This window comes from Flexivirga sp., from assembly GCF_035551235.1.
GTDB lineage: Bacteria > Actinomycetota > Actinomycetes > Actinomycetales > Dermatophilaceae > Flexivirga.
On record NZ_DASZNO010000007.1, the window covers coordinates 28383 to 44437 of the forward strand.

Sequence of the window (16055 nt, forward strand, 5' to 3'; positions counted from 1 at the left end):
GCAGTGGCATCGGGCGGCCGTATGGCGCCTCCGGTCGCCGCGCAGTGGCGTGATCGGGGTTAATAACTGTCTGGGGCCAGCTGTCGGGCGTCAGCTGTCGACCGGCGGCTTCGGGCCGAAGCGCACGAGGGAAAGGTGAAGCGTCTCGTTCACCGGCCCGGCGTATGGCGCGAACGGCGGCTGCTTCGATCCCGAATCTCGTGAGGGCGCAGGCCTTTTCGCGCCGTGCCGGCCGTCGGTCGGTGATAGGTCGTCGCCCGGTGGGCCGGGTGCGTCATACGGCAGGAACTCCGGACGCACTCTGGTCCCGTCGCGTGCGGTGAACACGACTCCGGCCGGCTTGGACGGGTCGCCGACCATCACGAACGCGCCCCGGTGGTGCTCGTCGTGGTGGAAGGGGCAGAGCATGATCATCCGGTCCGCGTCGGTGCGTCCGCCGTTGATCCAGTGGTCGAGGTGATGGCACTCGAGGTGGTGCATCGCCAGGCATCCGGGGAACCGGCAGCCGCGGTCACGGTCCTCGAGCAACCGCCGGGTGCGGGCGGGCACGATGCGTTGTGCGCGGCCGACATTGATCGGTTTGCCCTCGGTCTCCCAGATCGGCTGGATGACGCCGTCGCACAGGACGCGGTCGCGCAGTGACTGCGGGAGTGAGCAACCCTTGTTGAGCCAGCCGTGTCCGAGGGTGTCCAGGTGCAGGTAGATGCGATAACGGCTGGCACGGGAGTGACCCAACGGTGCGCCGTCGTCGAGGGAGCGCTGCGCCATGAGGCTCATGGCCTCACCGAACGACGCGCCGCGGTGCGATTTCGAAGCGTCACCGCGGTTGTCACCGCAGTCGGCGGCGCCGGGTCGGGACGGTCGGGCCTGGGAAGCCGCGCCGGATCGCCCGCCGCCGTTGGCACTCGGCTCCTCGGGTGGCTCCGTGCGGAGGCGGAAGAGCGTGTCCTTGGCCTCGAGCAGAGCTTGCTCGACGAGCGCACCGAGGTCGGCCGGCGCGTCATACACCAGCCGGAAGCGGCCGTTGACGTAGCGCATGTCGAGCCTGGGCGGGGCGGCCGCTGGGTCGAACTCGCCGGGAGCGCGGTCTTGGGCCGCATCCGACGCGGCATCCACCTGCTGCTCGTTGTCAGAGTCGTCGCCGGGTAGGACGACGCTGTCGTCGTCGTCTCCACCGGCGCCCGTCTCGTCGGGGTTCTCCGTGGCGGAGTTGTCACCGTCTGAGCCATCCGCGGCATCGGCGCGAAAGTTGTAGCGGCACAACGCCCTCCGCAGCTGCGTCACGGTCGTGTATGACGCGAACTCGGCCACGTCGGCGTCATACGCGCTCGGCGTGTATTTGGCGACGACCGCAGCCTGCCCGAGTGTGAGCTTGCCGTCGTCGATCAGAGCCTGCATGGTCGGCAGGTCGGCCGACCGCTCGGCGATCCGCACGATGTCGTGCGCAGACGACCAGGTCAGCCCGGCGTATGCCGTCAGCCAGTGCTCCGGCGACTTGAACCCGGCGCCGCACCACAGCTCCTCGGCCAGCACCCGACGCATCAGCGTCACGAGCCGGGCGTGCCCGTCATTGAGCTGGGCGCTGATTTTGGCCAGCTCGTGGCGCGCCGCGGACATGGCCAGATCGGAGGCAGACGACTCCCAACGAGGGCTGTCGGTGACAGCCGCCGCAGACTCGTCGTGCCTCATTTCGATCATGTGTTCAGTGAAGCACTCGGCACCGACAACCTCTCCCGGTCGAGGCGCCGGCCGTTCGTGCCGCCTCCGGTGAGGCGTTTCAGCCGGCCGTCATACCGACGCCGCGTGCACCTGCAGCTGTTGGCCATCGGCATCCGTGATCGTGATGAAGTCGCCGAACTCGGACTCGTTCAAAGTCGCCGCGGCGCCGGCCGACTGCGCACGCTGCACGATCTCGGGCAACGGAGTCGCAGTCTCAAACGTGAGCTGTATGGCGAAAGGCCCTGGCACGACGGGGAGTTCGTCGGTGTAGATGTGGTGCAGACCGACGGCACCGCCCGGGTCGGGGAGCGCCATCTGGGTGAAATCCGGACTGGCTTCGCCCACCACGGAGAAGCCGAGAGCCTCCAGCAGGCGCCGGTCGGCGGTCTGGTCGTCCACGAACCGGATCGGCGTGACCCGCAGGTCGCCGGCGTCCGGTCCGGGCGCGACGCCGGTGGCGCTGTAGCCGTAGAGGTCGTCCGACCGGCCGTTGATGATCAGCTCGTCCTCGCCCGAGGTGATGGTGATCGCGCGGCCGTAGGCCTCGTCATAGACGATCGACTCGTCGGGGTGATCGGCGTTGCCGAAGCCACTCGCGGTCAGTTGCTGGGCGAGTTGGTCGAGGGTATCGGTCTCGAACGACAGGCTGGTCTGGCCCTCGCGTGCGCCGCCGGCGGAGTCGGCAGCACTGTGCAGCGCCACGGTCCCGGTGCGGCCGGCGAGCACGACCCAACCGCCCTTGTCGCCGGTGATGCTGACCGACAGGCCGAGTGCGACGAGCAGTCGCGACATCTCCTCGACGTTGTCGGTGAAGCGGATCGGTTGCACAGTCAGGCTCATCGGGTCGCTCCTTCGCCGAGGTAGCCGCGCAGCGCCTGCTCGACGAGCGCGGAGAGGCTGAGGCCGTCGTCGATCGCGCGGTGCTTGACCTCGCGGATCAGGTCGGCCGGCAGGTAGACGTTGAACTGTGCCTTCGCCGACGGTTTATCATTTGCTGGCATGCTAGCAATATAGAAAGCAGGTATGACGGCCGTCAACCCCGTGCGGGGGCCGGTGTCTAGCGCCGCAGGTCGAGCACCTGGAAAACCTTGTCGAACCGGCGATCGGCATCGGGGGCGACGAAGTCAGGTAGCCGGCCGTATTCGGTGAACCCTTCGGACAGATAGAGCTGCTCGGCCCGGTGGTTGTCGCCGCGGAAGTCGATCGTCAGTTGTTCGCAGCCCGCGGCCCGTGCGGTGCCGATCAGCCGGCGAAGCAGCGATCGTCCGATGCCATGGCCGTCGAATTCTGTTGCCACTGCGAGGCGTTCGAGGTCGGCATTGTTGCGCAGGGTGGGGCGCGCGTAACGCCGCCAGTACCCGAAGCCCACGATGCGCAGAGCGGGGTCCCGAGCGACCAACACCGAGGCGTTCTCCGGCCCGGCCACCACGAGCGACGTCAACAGCTCGTGCACTTCCTGCTCGACCGGCGGGTCGGTCCAGCCGATCGCGGCGTCGCCGCGGACCAATGTGTCGAGTATGGCGGTGAGTGCGACCACATCCGCGGCGTCGACGCGGGTGAGGTCCTCGATCGTGCTGGCTGCGTCGGTCATGGCTTCATTGTGTCGGGGCATTGTGTCGTGCGCTGTGTCGTCGCCGCTGTGTCGTGGGCTCTGTGTCGTGGGCGTGCCGCGATCCGCCATGCATAACGTCGTGAGGCGTCCAAAGTTAGAGACGGTTATGTATCAGGGCGCGGGCGGCGCTAAAATCGCGACCAGGTCATGAGTGTCAGCGCCAAGCCCCGGCTCGCTGACCGGCAACCCTCCTCTCGCGGTGGGGTGCCCCGGGTGAGGACCTGGCCACCGGTGCAGATCGCCGCGTGGCAAGCGCGGGCATCACGAACGTGGGTCCGCCGCCGAATGCGGCGCGCGTGCCGTGTTCGGCGATTCGCAAGTCATCGCCAAGAGCACGGAAGGTCATCATGAGCGACGCAACACCCAACTGGTCCTTCGAGACGCGGCAGATCCACGCCGGGCAGACCGCCGACCCGGCGACGGGTGCGCTCGCGCTGCCCATCTACCAGACCACGTCATACCAGTTCAACGACACCGACCACGCGGCAAACCTCTTCGGGCTCAAGGAATTCGGGAACATCTACACCCGACTGATGAACCCGACCACCGACGTCGCCGAGAAGCGCATCGCCGACCTCGAGGGCGGCGTGGGCGCGCTGCTGGTCTCCTCGGGGCAGGCCGCTGAGACGCTGACGTTCCTCAACATCGTCCAGGCCGGTGACCACATCGTCGCCAGCCCGAGCCTGTATGGCGGCACGTTCAACCTGCTCAAGCACACGCTGCCCAAGCTCGGCATCGAGACGACCTTCGTGGAGAACACCTCCGACCCGGAGAGCTGGAAGGCCGCCCTGCGCCCGAACACCAAGCTGGTCTTCGGTGAGACGGTCTCCAACCCGAAGTCCGAGGTCCTGGACATCGAGGCCATCGCCAAGGTCGCGCACGACCATGGTGTGCCGCTGGTCGTGGACAACACGATCGCGACGCCGTTCCTGCTGCGCCCGATCGAGCACGGTGCGGACATCGTCATCCACTCGGCGACGAAATACCTTGGCGGACACGGAAACTCGATCGCCGGCGTCATCGTCGACAGCGGCAACTTCGACTTCGCCAAGGACCCGGAGAAGTTCCCCTCCTTCAACACCCCGGACGAGTCCTACCACGGTCTGGTCTACGCGCGGGACCTCGGCGTCGGCAGTGCACTGGGTGCCAACCTGGCCTTCATCCTCAAGGCCCGCGTGCAGTTGCTGCGCGACCTCGGCTCCGCGGTGTCGCCGTTCAACGCGTTCCTCATCGAGCAGGGCATCGAGACGCTGAGCCTGCGCGTCGAGCGGCACGTCCAGAACGCCCGCAAGGTCGCCGAGTGGCTGCAGGAGCAGGACCAGGTCGAGTCGGTCCGCTGGGCCTCGCTGCCGGGCAACGAGTACTACGAGCTGGCGCAGAAATACACGCCGCTCGGCGCCGGCGCCGTGCTGGCCTTCGAGATCGCCGGTGGTGTCGAGGCGGGCAAGAAGTTCGTCGAGGCGCTGACGCTGCACTCGCACGTCGCCAACATCGGTGACGTCCGGTCGCTGGCCATCCACCCGGCGTCGACCACGCACTCGCAGGGCCCCGACGAGGACCGCCTGGCCGCGGGTGTGACCCCGGGCCTGGTGCGACTGTCCGTCGGCATCGAGCACGTCGACGACATCATCGCCGACCTCGAGCAGGGCTTCCGCGCGGCGAAGGGCTGATACCCAGCCTGATTGACCGGCATACCACCGCATTGAGCGGCATACGAATTCGGCCTGAATTCGTATGCCGCTCAATCAGTTTGTCCGCCGGTCGATGAAAAAATCGGTTGACGGCATCCCGCGCTGCCGGTGAGGGTTGTCGCACACGCATGGCGGCATACGTCGCCCCGAGGGAAGGAGTCAGTGATGGCAGAAGGACAGGGCACTGTGCCCGCTTTCAGACTCTTCCTCGATCGGAGCACCACGTATGACGCAACACCCGGAGGCAGCCGCCTCCTCCCTTGATTCCCGTTTCACCTTCGACTACCAGCAGATCGGTGCGCTGGGCGACGACCAGCGCTGGTCGACCTGGGGGAGTTGCCAGCCGCTGAGCCGCGGCCCGCAGCCCTGGCCGGACTGGATCATCACCGACGACGCCGCCGTCGACACCGAGCTCGGGATCCTCAAGACCGGCAAGGAAGCCGACGTTTTCCTGCTGGAACGCTCGGCACCGCTGGACGACCGCGCCGTCGTCCTGGCCGCGAAGCGCTACCGGGACTCGGCGCACCGCACGTTCCACCGCAACACCGACTACACCGACGGTCGCAAGCTGGCCAAGAAGGGTGGGCGCGAGGCCCGCGCGATGGCCAAGAGCACGTCCTTCGGCAAGTCGGTCGCGGCCGGCATGTGGGCGTGGGCCGAGTGGGAGTCACTCGTGCGTTTCCACCGCGCCGGGCTACCGGTGCCGTACCCCGTGCAGATCGACGGCACGGAGATCCTGATGGAGCTGGTGCTCGGCGACGACGGCTCGCCCGCGCCGCGACTCGCCGCCACCCGACCGGATCGAAACCTGTTGGCATCATTGTGGTCCCAGCTGACGGACGCCATCGGCGGGCTCGCCTCGCTCGGCTGCGTCCATGGCGACCTGTCGGCATACAACCTGCTGGTGTCGGGGGAGCGGCTGGTGCTGATCGACCTGCCGCAGACGGTCGACCTCTTCGGCAACCCGCACGGAATGGAGATGCTGCAGCGCGACTGCACCAACGTCGCCACCTGGTTCCGGGCGCGTGGCCTGCAGGTCGACGGTGAGGAGCTCTTCGGCGAGGTGGTGGCGCGCGCCGTCTAGGCCGGGCGGGCCGCTGGGTGAAATGCGTGCGACGTATGCCGCGCGGGTTTGCGACAATGAACCCGATCACCATGACCTCACCTGACTCCTCCGCGCCCACCAACCGCCGGTCCCGTGGCCGTGGCGGGCGCGGCAGGCGACCCGACGCTCGTCGCGGGAACCGCCCGCCGCGCGAGACACCGGAGCAGCAGGAGGCGCGTCGCGAGCACCGGCGCACCCTCGTGCCGGCCATCACCTACCCGGAGCAGCTGCCGGTCAGCGCGGCCAAGGACGAGATCGCGGCCGCCATACGCGATCATCAGGTGGTCGTCATCGCCGGCGAGACGGGTTCGGGCAAGACCACCCAGCTGCCGAAGATCTGCCTGGAGCTGGGGCGCGGCCTCGACGGGCTGATCGGGCACACCCAGCCGCGGCGCATCGCGGCCCGTTCGGTGGCCGAGCGCGTCGCCGAGGAACTGGACGTCACGCTCGGCGAAACCGTCGGCTACCAAATGCGATTCGCCGATCACACGAGCAACGACTCGCTGATCAAGGTGATGACCGACGGTGTCCTGCTGTCGGAGCTGCAGCGCGACCGAGACCTGCGCCGCTACGACACGCTGATCATCGACGAGGCGCACGAGCGGTCGCTCAACATCGACTTCATCCTCGGCTACCTGCGCCAGTTGCTGCCGCGGCGACCCGACCTCAAGGTCATCATCACCTCGGCCACCATCGACCCGCAGCGCTTCGCCGATCACTTCACGCTCGACGGACACCCGCCGGTGCCTGTCATCGAGGTGTCCGGCCGCACCTACCCGGTGGAGATGCGCTACCGCCCGCTGGTCCGCCTCGAGGGCGAGCAAGAGGTCGATGTCGATCAAGTGACCGGCATCACCGACGCCGTCACCGAGCTCTGGACCGAGGCGCGGGGCGACGGGGGACCGCAGGATGTGTTGGTGTTCTGCTCCGGGGAGCGGGAGATCCGTGACGCAGCCGACGCGCTGACGGCCCTCGACCTGCCAGCCACCGAGGTGCTGCCGCTCTTCGCGCGACTGTCGGCTGCCGAGCAGCACCGCGTCTTCAAGCGATCCGGCAAACGCCGAATCGTGTTGGCCACCAACGTCGCCGAGACCTCATTGACCGTCCCCGGCATCCGGTATGTCGTCGACACCGGCACCGCCCGCATCTCCCGCTACAGCCAGCGCACCAAGGTGCAGCGGCTGCCGATCGAGCCGATCTCCAAGGCGTCCGCACGGCAGCGGTCCGGTCGCTGTGGTCGCGTCGCCGACGGCGTCTGCATCCGGCTGTATGCCGAGGACGACTTCGTCGCGCGGCCGGACTTCACCGAGCCGGAGATCCTGCGCACCAACCTGGCCTCGGTCATCCTGCAGATGACCTCGCTCGGCCTCGGCGACGTCGCGCGTTTCCCGTTCCTCGAGCCGCCGGATTCCCGCCAGGTCACCGACGGTGTGCGGTTGCTGGAGGAGCTCGGCGCGATCGAGGTGCGGGGGACCGGGCAGCGTCGCCGGCTCACGCCATACGGGCGGACGATCGCGGCGCTGCCGATCGACCCTCGGCTGGCGCGGATGCTGATCGCCGCCGCCGAGAACGGCTCGCTGCGTGAGGTGCTGGTCATCGTCGCCGCCCTGTCGATCCAGGATCCGCGTGAGCGTCCGGCCGATGCACAGGCGCAGGCGGACCAGTCGCATGCACGGTTCAAGCACGAGACCAGCGACTTCCTCAGCCTGCTCAACCTGTGGCGTTATCTGAAGGAACAGCGGAATTCGTTGTCCAGCAGCGCATTCCGGCGCATGTGCAAGCGCGAATACCTGCACTACCTGCGCATCCGCGAGTGGCAGGACCTGCACTCGCAGCTCAAGCGGATCGCGAAGCAGCACGACCTCACGCCGAGCGACAACCCGGCGGGGGAGGACGCCATACATCAGGCGTTGCTGGCGGGTCTGCTCTCGCAGATCGGGCTGCGGGACCCCGACAAGCGCGACTACCAGGGGTCCCGCGGTGCGCGCTTCTCGATCCAGCCCGGCTCGACGCTCTTCCGGCGGCAGCCCGACTACGTCATGTCCGCCGAACTGGTCGAGACCACCCGGCTGTGGGCGCGCACCAATGCACGGATCGACCCGGCCTGGGCCGAGCGGCTCGCCATACACCTGGTGAAACGGCAGTACGCAGAACCACATTGGTCCCGCAAACGGGGCAGCGTCATGGCCGCCGAGCGCGTCACCCTGTATGGCGTCACCCTCGTCGCCGGCCGGCAGGTGTCCTACGCCAAGGTCGACCCGCAGCTGTGTCGCGAGCTGTTCATCCGCAACGCGCTCGTGGAGGGCGACTGGGAGACCCGCCACCAGTTCTTCAAGGACAACCGGGCGCTCGTCGCACGCATCGCCGACCTCGAAGCACGCGCCCGGCGCCGAGACCTGCTGGTCGGCGACGAGGAGCTCTTCGACTTCTACGACGCGCGCATCCCCGAATCCGTCGTGTCGGCAACGCATTTCGACACCTGGTGGAAGACCGAGCACCGCACGAACCCGCAGTTGCTCACCCTCACCGAGGAGGTCCTGCTGCGGGACGACGCCGACGCCGTCGACGCGACCGACTATCCGAAGACCTGGCGGCAGGGCGACCTGAAGCTGCGGCTGACCTACCAGTTCGAGCCCGGCTCCGACGCGGACGGCGTGACCGTGCACCTGCCCCTGGAGCAGCTCAACCAGGTCGTCGACGACGGCTTCGACTGGCTGGTGCCGGGCGTGCGCGAGGAGCTGGTGACCGCGCTGATCCGCGCGCTGCCCAAGGCGATTCGCCGGAACTTCGTGCCCGCGCCTGACCACGCCCGCAAGGTTCTCCCGTCGCTGGACCCGGACGCCGGCCCTATCACCGACGAGCTCGGCGCTGCGCTGCGCGCACAGACCGGCATCGCCATACCACCGCAGGACTGGGACTGGTCCCGGGTGCCCGACCACCTGCGGATCACCTTCCGGGTCGAGGACTCGCGCGGACGGCGGCTCGACGAGGGCAAGGACCTCGCCGCCTTGCAGGAGAAGCTGGCCGGCAAGGTGCGCGGTGCCGTCTCGAAGGCGGCCGCAGACATCGAGCGGACCGGCCTGACCACCTGGGATCTCGGCGAGCTCCCGGCGACCTACGAGCAGCGGACCGGCCGGCGCACGATCCAGGGCTTCCCGTCCCTGGTCGACCACGGTGGGAGCGTCGCCCTCGAAGTGCTGCCCACCGCGTCCGAGCAGGCGCACGCCACGCACGCCGGCATCCGCCGCCTGGTGCTGCTCAACGTCGACGTGCCGTGGAAGCGCATCGAGAGCCTGTTCACCACCCGCCAGCGGCTGGCGCTCGGCAACAACCCGCACGGCAGTACCCGCGCGCTGATGGACGACGTGCTCGCCGCCGCCGTCGACGACATCATCGCCCGCGACCTGCCCGACGGCCGGGTTCGCGACAAGGACCAGTTCGACGAGGCACTTCGCGTCGTACGCCAGCAGATCGCCCCGCGCGTGGTGTCCGTCGTCGAGGCGCTCGCGCCCGCGCTCGACCACGCCCGTGAGGTGCGGCTCGCGCTCGACGCGATGACCCAGCCGTCGGTCACGGAGTTGCGCGCCGAGCTGGAACAGCAGCTGACCGCGCTCATCCACCCCGGGTTCGTCGCCGACACCGGCGCCGCACGGCTGCGTGACCTCGACCGTTACCTGCGTGGCATGCTCGAGCGGATCGCCAAGGCGCCGTCCGACCTGGCGCGTGACCGTCAGCGCGCCGAGGAGGTCGCCGTGGTCGAGGACGAGCGCCGGAAACTGCTCGCGACGCTGCCGCGGGCCCGCCATACCGACCCTGATGTCGTCGACCTGCGCTGGCAGCTGGAGGAGCTGCGGGTCAGCCTGTTCGCGCAACGCCTCGGCACCGCCAGACCGGTCTCACCCAAGCGCATCTACCTGGCCATGGACGCCGTCGAGGATGCCGCGGCGAAGTGACCCTGACGTGACCTCCACAGCACGGGGAATCCTGCGGCACCACCTGGCGTTGCCTTTTGGGAAGCCATCAACTCCAGGAGTATGTCGTGCAAGACCCGCGTGAGCTCTACCAGCTCGAGACCGACACCCACGCCAGCGCGCTGGGTGCGCACACCATGGTGGTGTCGCTCGGCGGATTGATCGACGCCGGCAACACCCAGCAACTGCTGACCGCCCACCTGCTCGGCACGCTCGAGCACACCGTGGTCGCGTCGTTCGACATCGACCAGTTGCTCGACTACCGCGGCCGGCGCCCGGTGATGACGTTCGACCGTGACCGGTTCACCGAATACGCCGACCCGTCGCTGCTGCTCTACCGGATGATCGACGCCGAGGGCACGCCCTTCTACCTGCTGGCCGGTCCCGAGCCGGACTACCAGTGGGAGCGGATGATCGAGGCGATCCGGCAGTTGATCCGCCGTCTCGGCGTACAGCTGGTGGTCAGCGCCCAGGGCATCCCGATGGGGGTGCCGCACACCCGCCCGGTCGGTATGACGCGCTTCGCGAGCAAGTCCTCCCTCATCCCGGACAACGAAGCGCTCTTCGGCTCCGTCCAGGTGCCCGGTTCGCTGGACAGCCTGATGCATCTGCGTCTCGGCGAATCCGGTGTGGACACGGTCGGTTTCGCCATACACGTTCCGCACTACCTGGCGCAGATGGACTTCGGCGACGCCGCCGTCGAGGCCCTCAACGCGATCACCGGGCTCACCGGCCTGGACATCCCGGTGCACGAGTTAGCCGCGCTCGCCGGGCTGCACCGGGCGGAGATCGGCAAGCAGGTCGACGAGAACGAAGAGGTCGGCGACGTGGTGCATGGCCTGGAGGAGCAGTACGACGCCTTCACCGAGGGCCTGAAGCGCCAGAACCTGCTGGCCACCGAGATGGCCGAGCTGCCCAGCGCCGACGAGATCGGTGCCGAGCTGGAGAAGTTCCTGCGCGAGGAGGAGCCGGCCGACGAGGACCACAAGAAGGGCCCCGACGGCCCCGACTTCCTGCGTTAATCCTTCGCCTCCGACCAGCGGTGTATGACGCGGGTGTCGGCGACGAACCGGACGGGCGCACCGCCGGACCAGCGCCGCGCAGCGGCCTGCAACGCGTCATCGACGGCCCGAGCGGCCTCCTGCGCATGGACACTCGGCGCGTGCACCAGCAGTTCGTCGTGCAGGCACAGCACGATCCGGCCGCCCAGCGGACGCAATGCGTCCCGCACGGTCAGCGCCCACGCCTTGAAGAACTCCGCGGCTGCGCCCTGCACGACGGCGTTGCGGGTGAAGCGCCCGACAGCTCTCCGCCCGGTCTGATCACCGGCCTCCCGGCCGCGCACGAAGCGGCCGCCGTAGGTCAGCACCGGGTCGCCGCGCTCACCCTGGTCGGCGGCCTCGCGGAGGTATTGCAGGGCCCGCGGATAGGTCCGCTCCATCCGGCGGAGTGCATCGGCGGCGGGGCCCGATGTCTGGCCGTACATCGCCGCGAGCACCGCGATCTTGGCTGCCGGTCGGTCGAGGTTCAGTTGGGCTGCCACCGTCGCGTAGAGGTCGTCCTCGGCGGTCGCCGCAGCGAAGTCGGGATCGGCGGAAACGACTGCCAGCACACGGGGTTCGACCTGGCCGAGGTCGGCGCGGACGAGCACGTGGTCCGGCGCGGCCGCGATGCCGGGACGCAGGGGAGTGGGCAGGCTGTGCAACCCCGCGCCGGCGGTCATCCGGCCGGCACCGCCGTCGCAGGCCGTCCAGGTGCCGCGCAACCGGTCGTCCGGGCCGACGAAGCGGTCGAGCCACGTCCAGCCGTAGGTCGTGGCGATGCGTTCGGCCTTGCGCCAGTCGAGCAGCGCGTCCACGACCGGATGGACGTCACGATAGGGCTCCAGATGCCATGCACGTGTGTCATCGACGCGAACACCCAGTGATTGCAACAACTCCCGCACGTGTGAGGGGTTGCGCAGGTCGGTCGTACCACGACCGGGAACGTGCCGCAACACCAACTCGTCGCGCTCCGCCCGGATCCGCGCGGCGTGCGCCTCGTCGCGAGGTCGCGGTCCGGCTACCGCCTCGATCAGCCGCTCCAGCACCGCCCGATCGACGGGCAGGCCCTGCTCACCCAGCTCCACACACAGCAGCGCCGCGCCCGATTCACTGGCAGCGGTGCTGACCGCGTGTGACCGCCGGCCCAGCAGGTGCTGTTGACGGGCCGCAACGGTGAGCGCCAGCCGGGCAAGGTCGGTGAGGTGCTCCGAACGCCAATCCGCCTGCGAACACGATGGATTGAGATAGCCGTCGGGTCGCACCGCGGCGTCGTCGTCACCCACGACGTCGAAGAGGTCGCCCATCACGGGCGCGGGCCGGCCATCGGGATCGAGCCCGGCTGCCACGGCCCAGATCTCCTGGTCATCGGTGTCGAACCCGCCGACGAGGAGCCGGTGTGCCTCGGTCAGGTCCCAGCAGCGCCGCAGCGCGACGCCGGCCCGCACCAGGGGAGTCGCGGCCTCGGCGGCGGACCACCAGACCCACCGCGGCGGGTCCGGCATACGGGCTGCTTCACGGTCGCGCACGAACCGGACGAGATCGTCCACCGTGCCGTTGACGTGCAGGGTGTCCGAGGAGGCGCAGGCCGCCCGGTCGCCCTGCACCGCAACGGCATACAGGGAACCCTGCACGGTGCGTCTCCTGTCCGGCGCCCAACACGCCCCTCGGTTCGAACACGATCTTGGCCGCAGGCACTGACAGCGACCTACGAAACCCCGCACCGAAGGGCGGTGCGGGGTTCGTGGAGAGCGGTTCGAAGCGGCTAGCGCTGCTCGCCGTTCTGGCCGTCGGAGCCGTCGCCGGCGTTCTTCTCCGCATCGTGCTGCGGCTGCTGCAGCACCCATGGGTTGCGGTCACCCTGCTGCTGCTCGCCATCCACCGCGGGAACGGCCGTGGTCGCCTGGTCGTGGAGGTCGCCGCCATCGGTGCCGTCGGTTCCGCCCGCTCGCGGAGCCGACTCCTGCCCGGACTGGCCGTACGGCCGGCCGCCGGTGGACAGCGGCAGCCCCGAGATCGCCTGGGTGGGCTCCTCGGAGCGGTCATCGCTGCCGTAGCTCGGCCGGTCGTCCTGCGCCGGACGGCTGCCTTGCTGCGGTGTGCCCTGTGTGCCCTGTGTGCCTTGGTACCCGGGCTGCTCGTAGGCGGGCGTCGATGCCTGGCCGTAGGACAGGCGGTTGACCTCGTCGCTCGACACCGTCTCGGTGGCGGCCTCGGAGTTGTCCTGGCCGGCGCCGTACGACGGCTGCTGCTGGGACGACTGGCCCTGCTGGGCACCCGACTGCTGGGCACCCGACTGCTGCTCGGAGCCGCTGCCGCGCTTCACGTCGTCGGACGAAACCGCTTGCGTGGGAGCGCTGTTGAAGTCCTGCTGCCCCTGCTGGTCACCGTACGGCGAGGCCGGCCGGTCCTGCGGTTGCCCGCCCTGACCGTAAGCGGGCTGCTGCCCCTGCTGCGGCTGCTGGCCGTAACCCGGCTGGCTGTGCTGGCCGTAACCCGGCTGTCCGTACGGCGACTGCTGCTGGCCCGGCTGCTGACCGTATGGCGACTGACCGGACTGCTGGCCCGGCTGCGCCTGCTGGCCGTAGGGGGAGTGCTGACCCGGCTGCGACTGCTGACCATAACCCGGCTGGCCGCCCGGGTACTGGCCCTGCTGGCCGTACGGCGTCTGACCGGCGCCCTGCTGACCCTGTGCGTGCTGACCCTGTGCCGGCTGACCGTAGGGCGACTGGCCCTGCTGCCCCTGGCCGTAACCCGGCTGGCCCGGCTGCTGGTAACCCTGCTGGCCATAACCCTGCTGCTGATAACCCTGCTGCGGCGTCGCCGGCTGGCCGTGCGACGGGGTGTTCGAGTGGTTCTGGCCCTGCGGCTGGCCGTAAACGCCCTGCGGCTGCCCCGGCTGCCCCTGCGGCTGCCCGTAACCCTGGTAGCCGCCCTGCTGGCCGTAACCCTGCTGCTGTCCGTAACCGCCCTGACCGAACCCCTGCGGGCCGGAGGCGTCGGAGCCGGCAGCGCCCTTCTTCCGGCCGAGCAGGAAGAGCACGATCAGGCCGATGATGCCGAGCGCCAGCAGAATGCCGCCGAGCACGATCCCGAGGGTGTGGAAGCCACCGCCGATCTTGTCGGCGCGCTCACCGGCATACAGCTTGCCGGAATTCCCCGAGCAGGTGACCGTGCCCTTGTCCTGCGAGCTGCGCGCGATCTCGTAGTACTTGGTGCCGTCGGCGCTGACCGAGAAGTCCTTGGTCGGCCGGCCCAGCGTGTCCGAGCCCACCTTGCAGGTGGTCGCCTGACGGTCCGCGGACTCGGGGCTGTAGACCGAGAAGCCGCCGCTCATGGACAGATTGCTGCCGCTGGTGAACTGCGTGAGCTTCACGGTGGATCCGCTCAGCAGCCCGATGATCAGGAGCACGAGGCCGATGACCGCGACGATCGCGGGCACGGCAAGGAGCTTCTTATTCCCCAAGGAGTTCATATGGCGCAACCTAACGCATGTCGATTTCATGTCCTGGGTGCGCGCACCGACGGAATCAGTCCGACAGCAGCACCCGCGTCTGCCGTTTGATCCTAGAGAGCATTGCGACCATTCCGCGCATTCGCAACGGGGAAACCGCTTCGGCGAGTCCGAACTTGAACGGCACGTCGTCCGGAACGTCCAGCACCGCCTGTGCGGGCTGACCGTCCAGGCCGGTGTGCAGGATCCCCGCGAAGCCCCTCGTGGTCGGAGCTTCACGGGGTGCATCGAAGAACAGATGTATGACGCCGTCGGTCAACTCCACCGCCAGGAACAGCGGCGACTGGCACTCGTGCACCTGCTCCAGCTTGTCGGGCTGATCGGCATACCGGGCAGGCAGCTCGGGCAGGTCCTCACTCAGCTCGAGCAGCAGCTGCAAACGGTCCTTCGGGCCGACGGCCTCGAAATCGTCGATCAGCTCGGCGAGCGGCGCGGGCAGGGCCGCGTCGGTCGTCTCGTCAGTCGTCTCGTCGGTCGTTTCCTCGGTCATCGGGCCGGCTCACCCTGCTCCACGGGCACGCGCACAGCGTTGCCCCACTCGGTCCACGACCCGTCGTAGTTGCGGACGTTGCCGAAGCCGAGCAGGTGCGTCAGCACGAACCAGGTGTGCGACGAGCGCTCGCCGATCCGGCAGTAGACGACGACGTCCTCGCCGGCGTCGAGCTCCTGCTGGTTGAGGTAGAGGTCCTCGAGGTCCTTGCGGCTCTTGAACCGGCCGTCCTCGCGCGCCGCCTTGCCCCACGGCACCGAGCGTGCGCCGGGGATGTGGCCACCACGCATCGCGCCCTCCTGCGGGTAATCGGGCATATGCAGCAGCTCGCCGGTGAACTCGCCGGGGGAGCGCACGTCGACCAGTGCCTTGCCCAGGTGGGCGAGGACGTCGTCCTTGTAGGCGCGCACCGGTGCGTCGTTGCGTTCGACCACCGGGTAGTCGGCCGGTTGCGCGGTCGGCACCTCGCGGGTCATCTCGCGGTCCTCGGCGAGCCACGCGGAGCGGCCGCCGTCCAGCAGCCGGACGTCCTCGTGCCCGAAGAGCGTCATGACCCACAGCGCGTATGCCGCCCACCAGTTGGACTTGTCGCCGTAGATCACCACGGTGGTGTCGCGGCCGATGCCGCGCTCCGACATGACCTTCGCGAAGCCGGCGCCGTCGACGAAGTCGCGCGTCACGGCGTCGTTGAGATCGGTGTGCCAGTCGAGCTTGAAGCTGCCCGGGATGTGACCGGTGTCGTAGAGGAGCACATCCTCATCGGACTCCAGCACCACCAGATCGGGATGGTCGCCGGCGAGCTGGTCGGCCAGCCATCCGGTGGTGACCAGGCGCTCGGGATGCGCGTAGTCGGCGAGTTCGGGGCTTTGATCAGTGGGGTACGCCATAACGCCACGTTACGCGCTCGGGTATG

Annotated in this window: 12 protein-coding genes and 1 riboswitch; of the genes, 4 read left to right on the forward strand and 8 right to left on the reverse strand. The window is 68.9% G+C overall.

Annotation, left to right across the window (positions count from 1 at the left end):
- Positions 1-90: 90 nt before the first annotated feature.
- The 4 genes from VG502_RS01065 to VG502_RS01080 form a co-directional block, all read right to left on the reverse strand.
- Entirely contained in the window at positions 91-1698 is a 1608-nt protein-coding gene (locus VG502_RS01065; protein ID WP_325547873.1) for an HNH endonuclease signature motif containing protein, read from the reverse strand.
- Between the two features lie 90 nt (positions 1699-1788).
- On the reverse strand, positions 1789-2559 hold the full coding sequence (locus VG502_RS01070) for a hypothetical protein (RefSeq protein WP_325547874.1): 771 nt from the start codon (positions 2557-2559) through the stop codon (positions 1789-1791).
- Positions 2556-2720 carry a ribbon-helix-helix domain-containing protein gene (locus VG502_RS01075; RefSeq protein WP_325547876.1) on the reverse strand — a complete coding sequence of 55 codons (165 nt, stop codon included), beginning with the start codon at positions 2718-2720 and terminating at the stop codon, positions 2556-2558. The genes VG502_RS01070 and VG502_RS01075 overlap by 4 nt, the downstream gene beginning before the upstream one ends.
- Positions 2721-2776: 56 nt before the next feature.
- Positions 2777-3310 (reverse strand): GNAT family N-acetyltransferase, encoded by a 534-nt coding sequence (locus tag VG502_RS01080; protein ID WP_325547878.1) that lies wholly within the window; start codon positions 3308-3310, stop codon positions 2777-2779.
- A gap of 164 nt (positions 3311-3474) precedes the next feature.
- A riboswitch (SAM riboswitch) is annotated at positions 3475-3592 on the forward strand.
- 86 nt (positions 3593-3678) lie between these two features.
- Between VG502_RS01080 and VG502_RS01085 the strand changes: the two genes are divergently transcribed.
- The 4 genes from VG502_RS01085 to VG502_RS01100 all read left to right on the forward strand — a co-directional run bounded on the left by VG502_RS01085 (position 3679) and on the right by VG502_RS01100 (position 11120).
- The gene (locus tag VG502_RS01085; RefSeq protein ID WP_325547879.1) at positions 3679-5001 is read left to right on the forward strand and encodes a bifunctional o-acetylhomoserine/o-acetylserine sulfhydrylase; all 1323 of its coding nucleotides are present in this window, start codon (positions 3679-3681) and stop codon (positions 4999-5001) included.
- A gap of 247 nt (positions 5002-5248) precedes the next feature.
- On the forward strand, positions 5249-6106 hold the full coding sequence (locus VG502_RS01090) for a serine protein kinase RIO (RefSeq protein WP_325547881.1): 858 nt from the start codon (positions 5249-5251) through the stop codon (positions 6104-6106).
- 71 nt (positions 6107-6177) lie between these two features.
- On the forward strand, positions 6178-10080 hold the full coding sequence (gene hrpA, locus VG502_RS01095) for an ATP-dependent RNA helicase HrpA (protein ID WP_325547883.1): 3903 nt from the start codon (positions 6178-6180) through the stop codon (positions 10078-10080).
- Positions 10081-10166: 86 nt separating this feature from the next.
- Entirely contained in the window at positions 10167-11120 is a 954-nt protein-coding gene (locus VG502_RS01100) for a PAC2 family protein (protein WP_325547885.1), read from the forward strand.
- Here VG502_RS01100 and VG502_RS01105 read toward each other — a convergent pair.
- The 4 genes from VG502_RS01105 to VG502_RS01120 form a co-directional block, all read right to left on the reverse strand.
- The gene (locus VG502_RS01105) at positions 11117-12772 is read right to left on the reverse strand and encodes a DNA polymerase (protein ID WP_325547887.1); all 1656 of its coding nucleotides are present in this window, start codon (positions 12770-12772) and stop codon (positions 11117-11119) included. The genes VG502_RS01100 and VG502_RS01105 overlap by 4 nt on opposite strands.
- A gap of 131 nt (positions 12773-12903) precedes the next feature.
- The gene (locus tag VG502_RS01110; protein ID WP_325547889.1) at positions 12904-14613 is read right to left on the reverse strand and encodes a hypothetical protein; all 1710 of its coding nucleotides are present in this window, start codon (positions 14611-14613) and stop codon (positions 12904-12906) included.
- A gap of 55 nt (positions 14614-14668) precedes the next feature.
- Positions 14669-15142 (reverse strand): SufE family protein, encoded by a 474-nt coding sequence (locus tag VG502_RS01115; RefSeq protein WP_325547890.1) that lies wholly within the window; start codon positions 15140-15142, stop codon positions 14669-14671.
- Positions 15139-16029, reverse strand: a complete 891-nt coding sequence (locus tag VG502_RS01120) for a sulfurtransferase (protein ID WP_325547892.1) — start codon at positions 16027-16029, stop codon at positions 15139-15141. The genes VG502_RS01115 and VG502_RS01120 overlap by 4 nt, the downstream gene beginning before the upstream one ends.
- Positions 16030-16055: the final 26 nt, after the last annotated feature.

What these genes read in the sequence shown, in the direction of transcription:
- hrpA (WP_325547883.1), top strand. Translation starts at nt 6,178, where the DNA reads ATGACCTCACCTGACTCCTCCGCGCCCACCAACCGCCGGTCCCGTGGC.
- VG502_RS01085 (WP_325547879.1), top strand. Translation starts at nt 3,679, where the DNA reads ATGAGCGACGCAACACCCAACTGGTCCTTCGAGACGCGGCAGATCCAC.
- VG502_RS01115 (WP_325547890.1), bottom strand. Translation starts at nt 15,142, where the DNA reads ATGACCGAGGAAACGACCGACGAGACGACTGACGAGACGACCGACGCG.
- VG502_RS01075 (WP_325547876.1), bottom strand. Translation starts at nt 2,720, where the DNA reads ATGCCAGCAAATGATAAACCGTCGGCGAAGGCACAGTTCAACGTCTAC.
- VG502_RS01065 (WP_325547873.1), bottom strand. Translation starts at nt 1,698, where the DNA reads ATGATCGAAATGAGGCACGACGAGTCTGCGGCGGCTGTCACCGACAGC.
- VG502_RS01090 (WP_325547881.1), top strand. Translation starts at nt 5,249, where the DNA reads ATGACGCAACACCCGGAGGCAGCCGCCTCCTCCCTTGATTCCCGTTTC.
- VG502_RS01070 (WP_325547874.1), bottom strand. Translation starts at nt 2,559, where the DNA reads ATGAGCCTGACTGTGCAACCGATCCGCTTCACCGACAACGTCGAGGAG.
- VG502_RS01120 (WP_325547892.1), bottom strand. Translation starts at nt 16,029, where the DNA reads ATGGCGTACCCCACTGATCAAAGCCCCGAACTCGCCGACTACGCGCAT.
- VG502_RS01080 (WP_325547878.1), bottom strand. Translation starts at nt 3,310, where the DNA reads ATGACCGACGCAGCCAGCACGATCGAGGACCTCACCCGCGTCGACGCC.
- VG502_RS01110 (WP_325547889.1), bottom strand. Translation starts at nt 14,613, where the DNA reads ATGAACTCCTTGGGGAATAAGAAGCTCCTTGCCGTGCCCGCGATCGTC.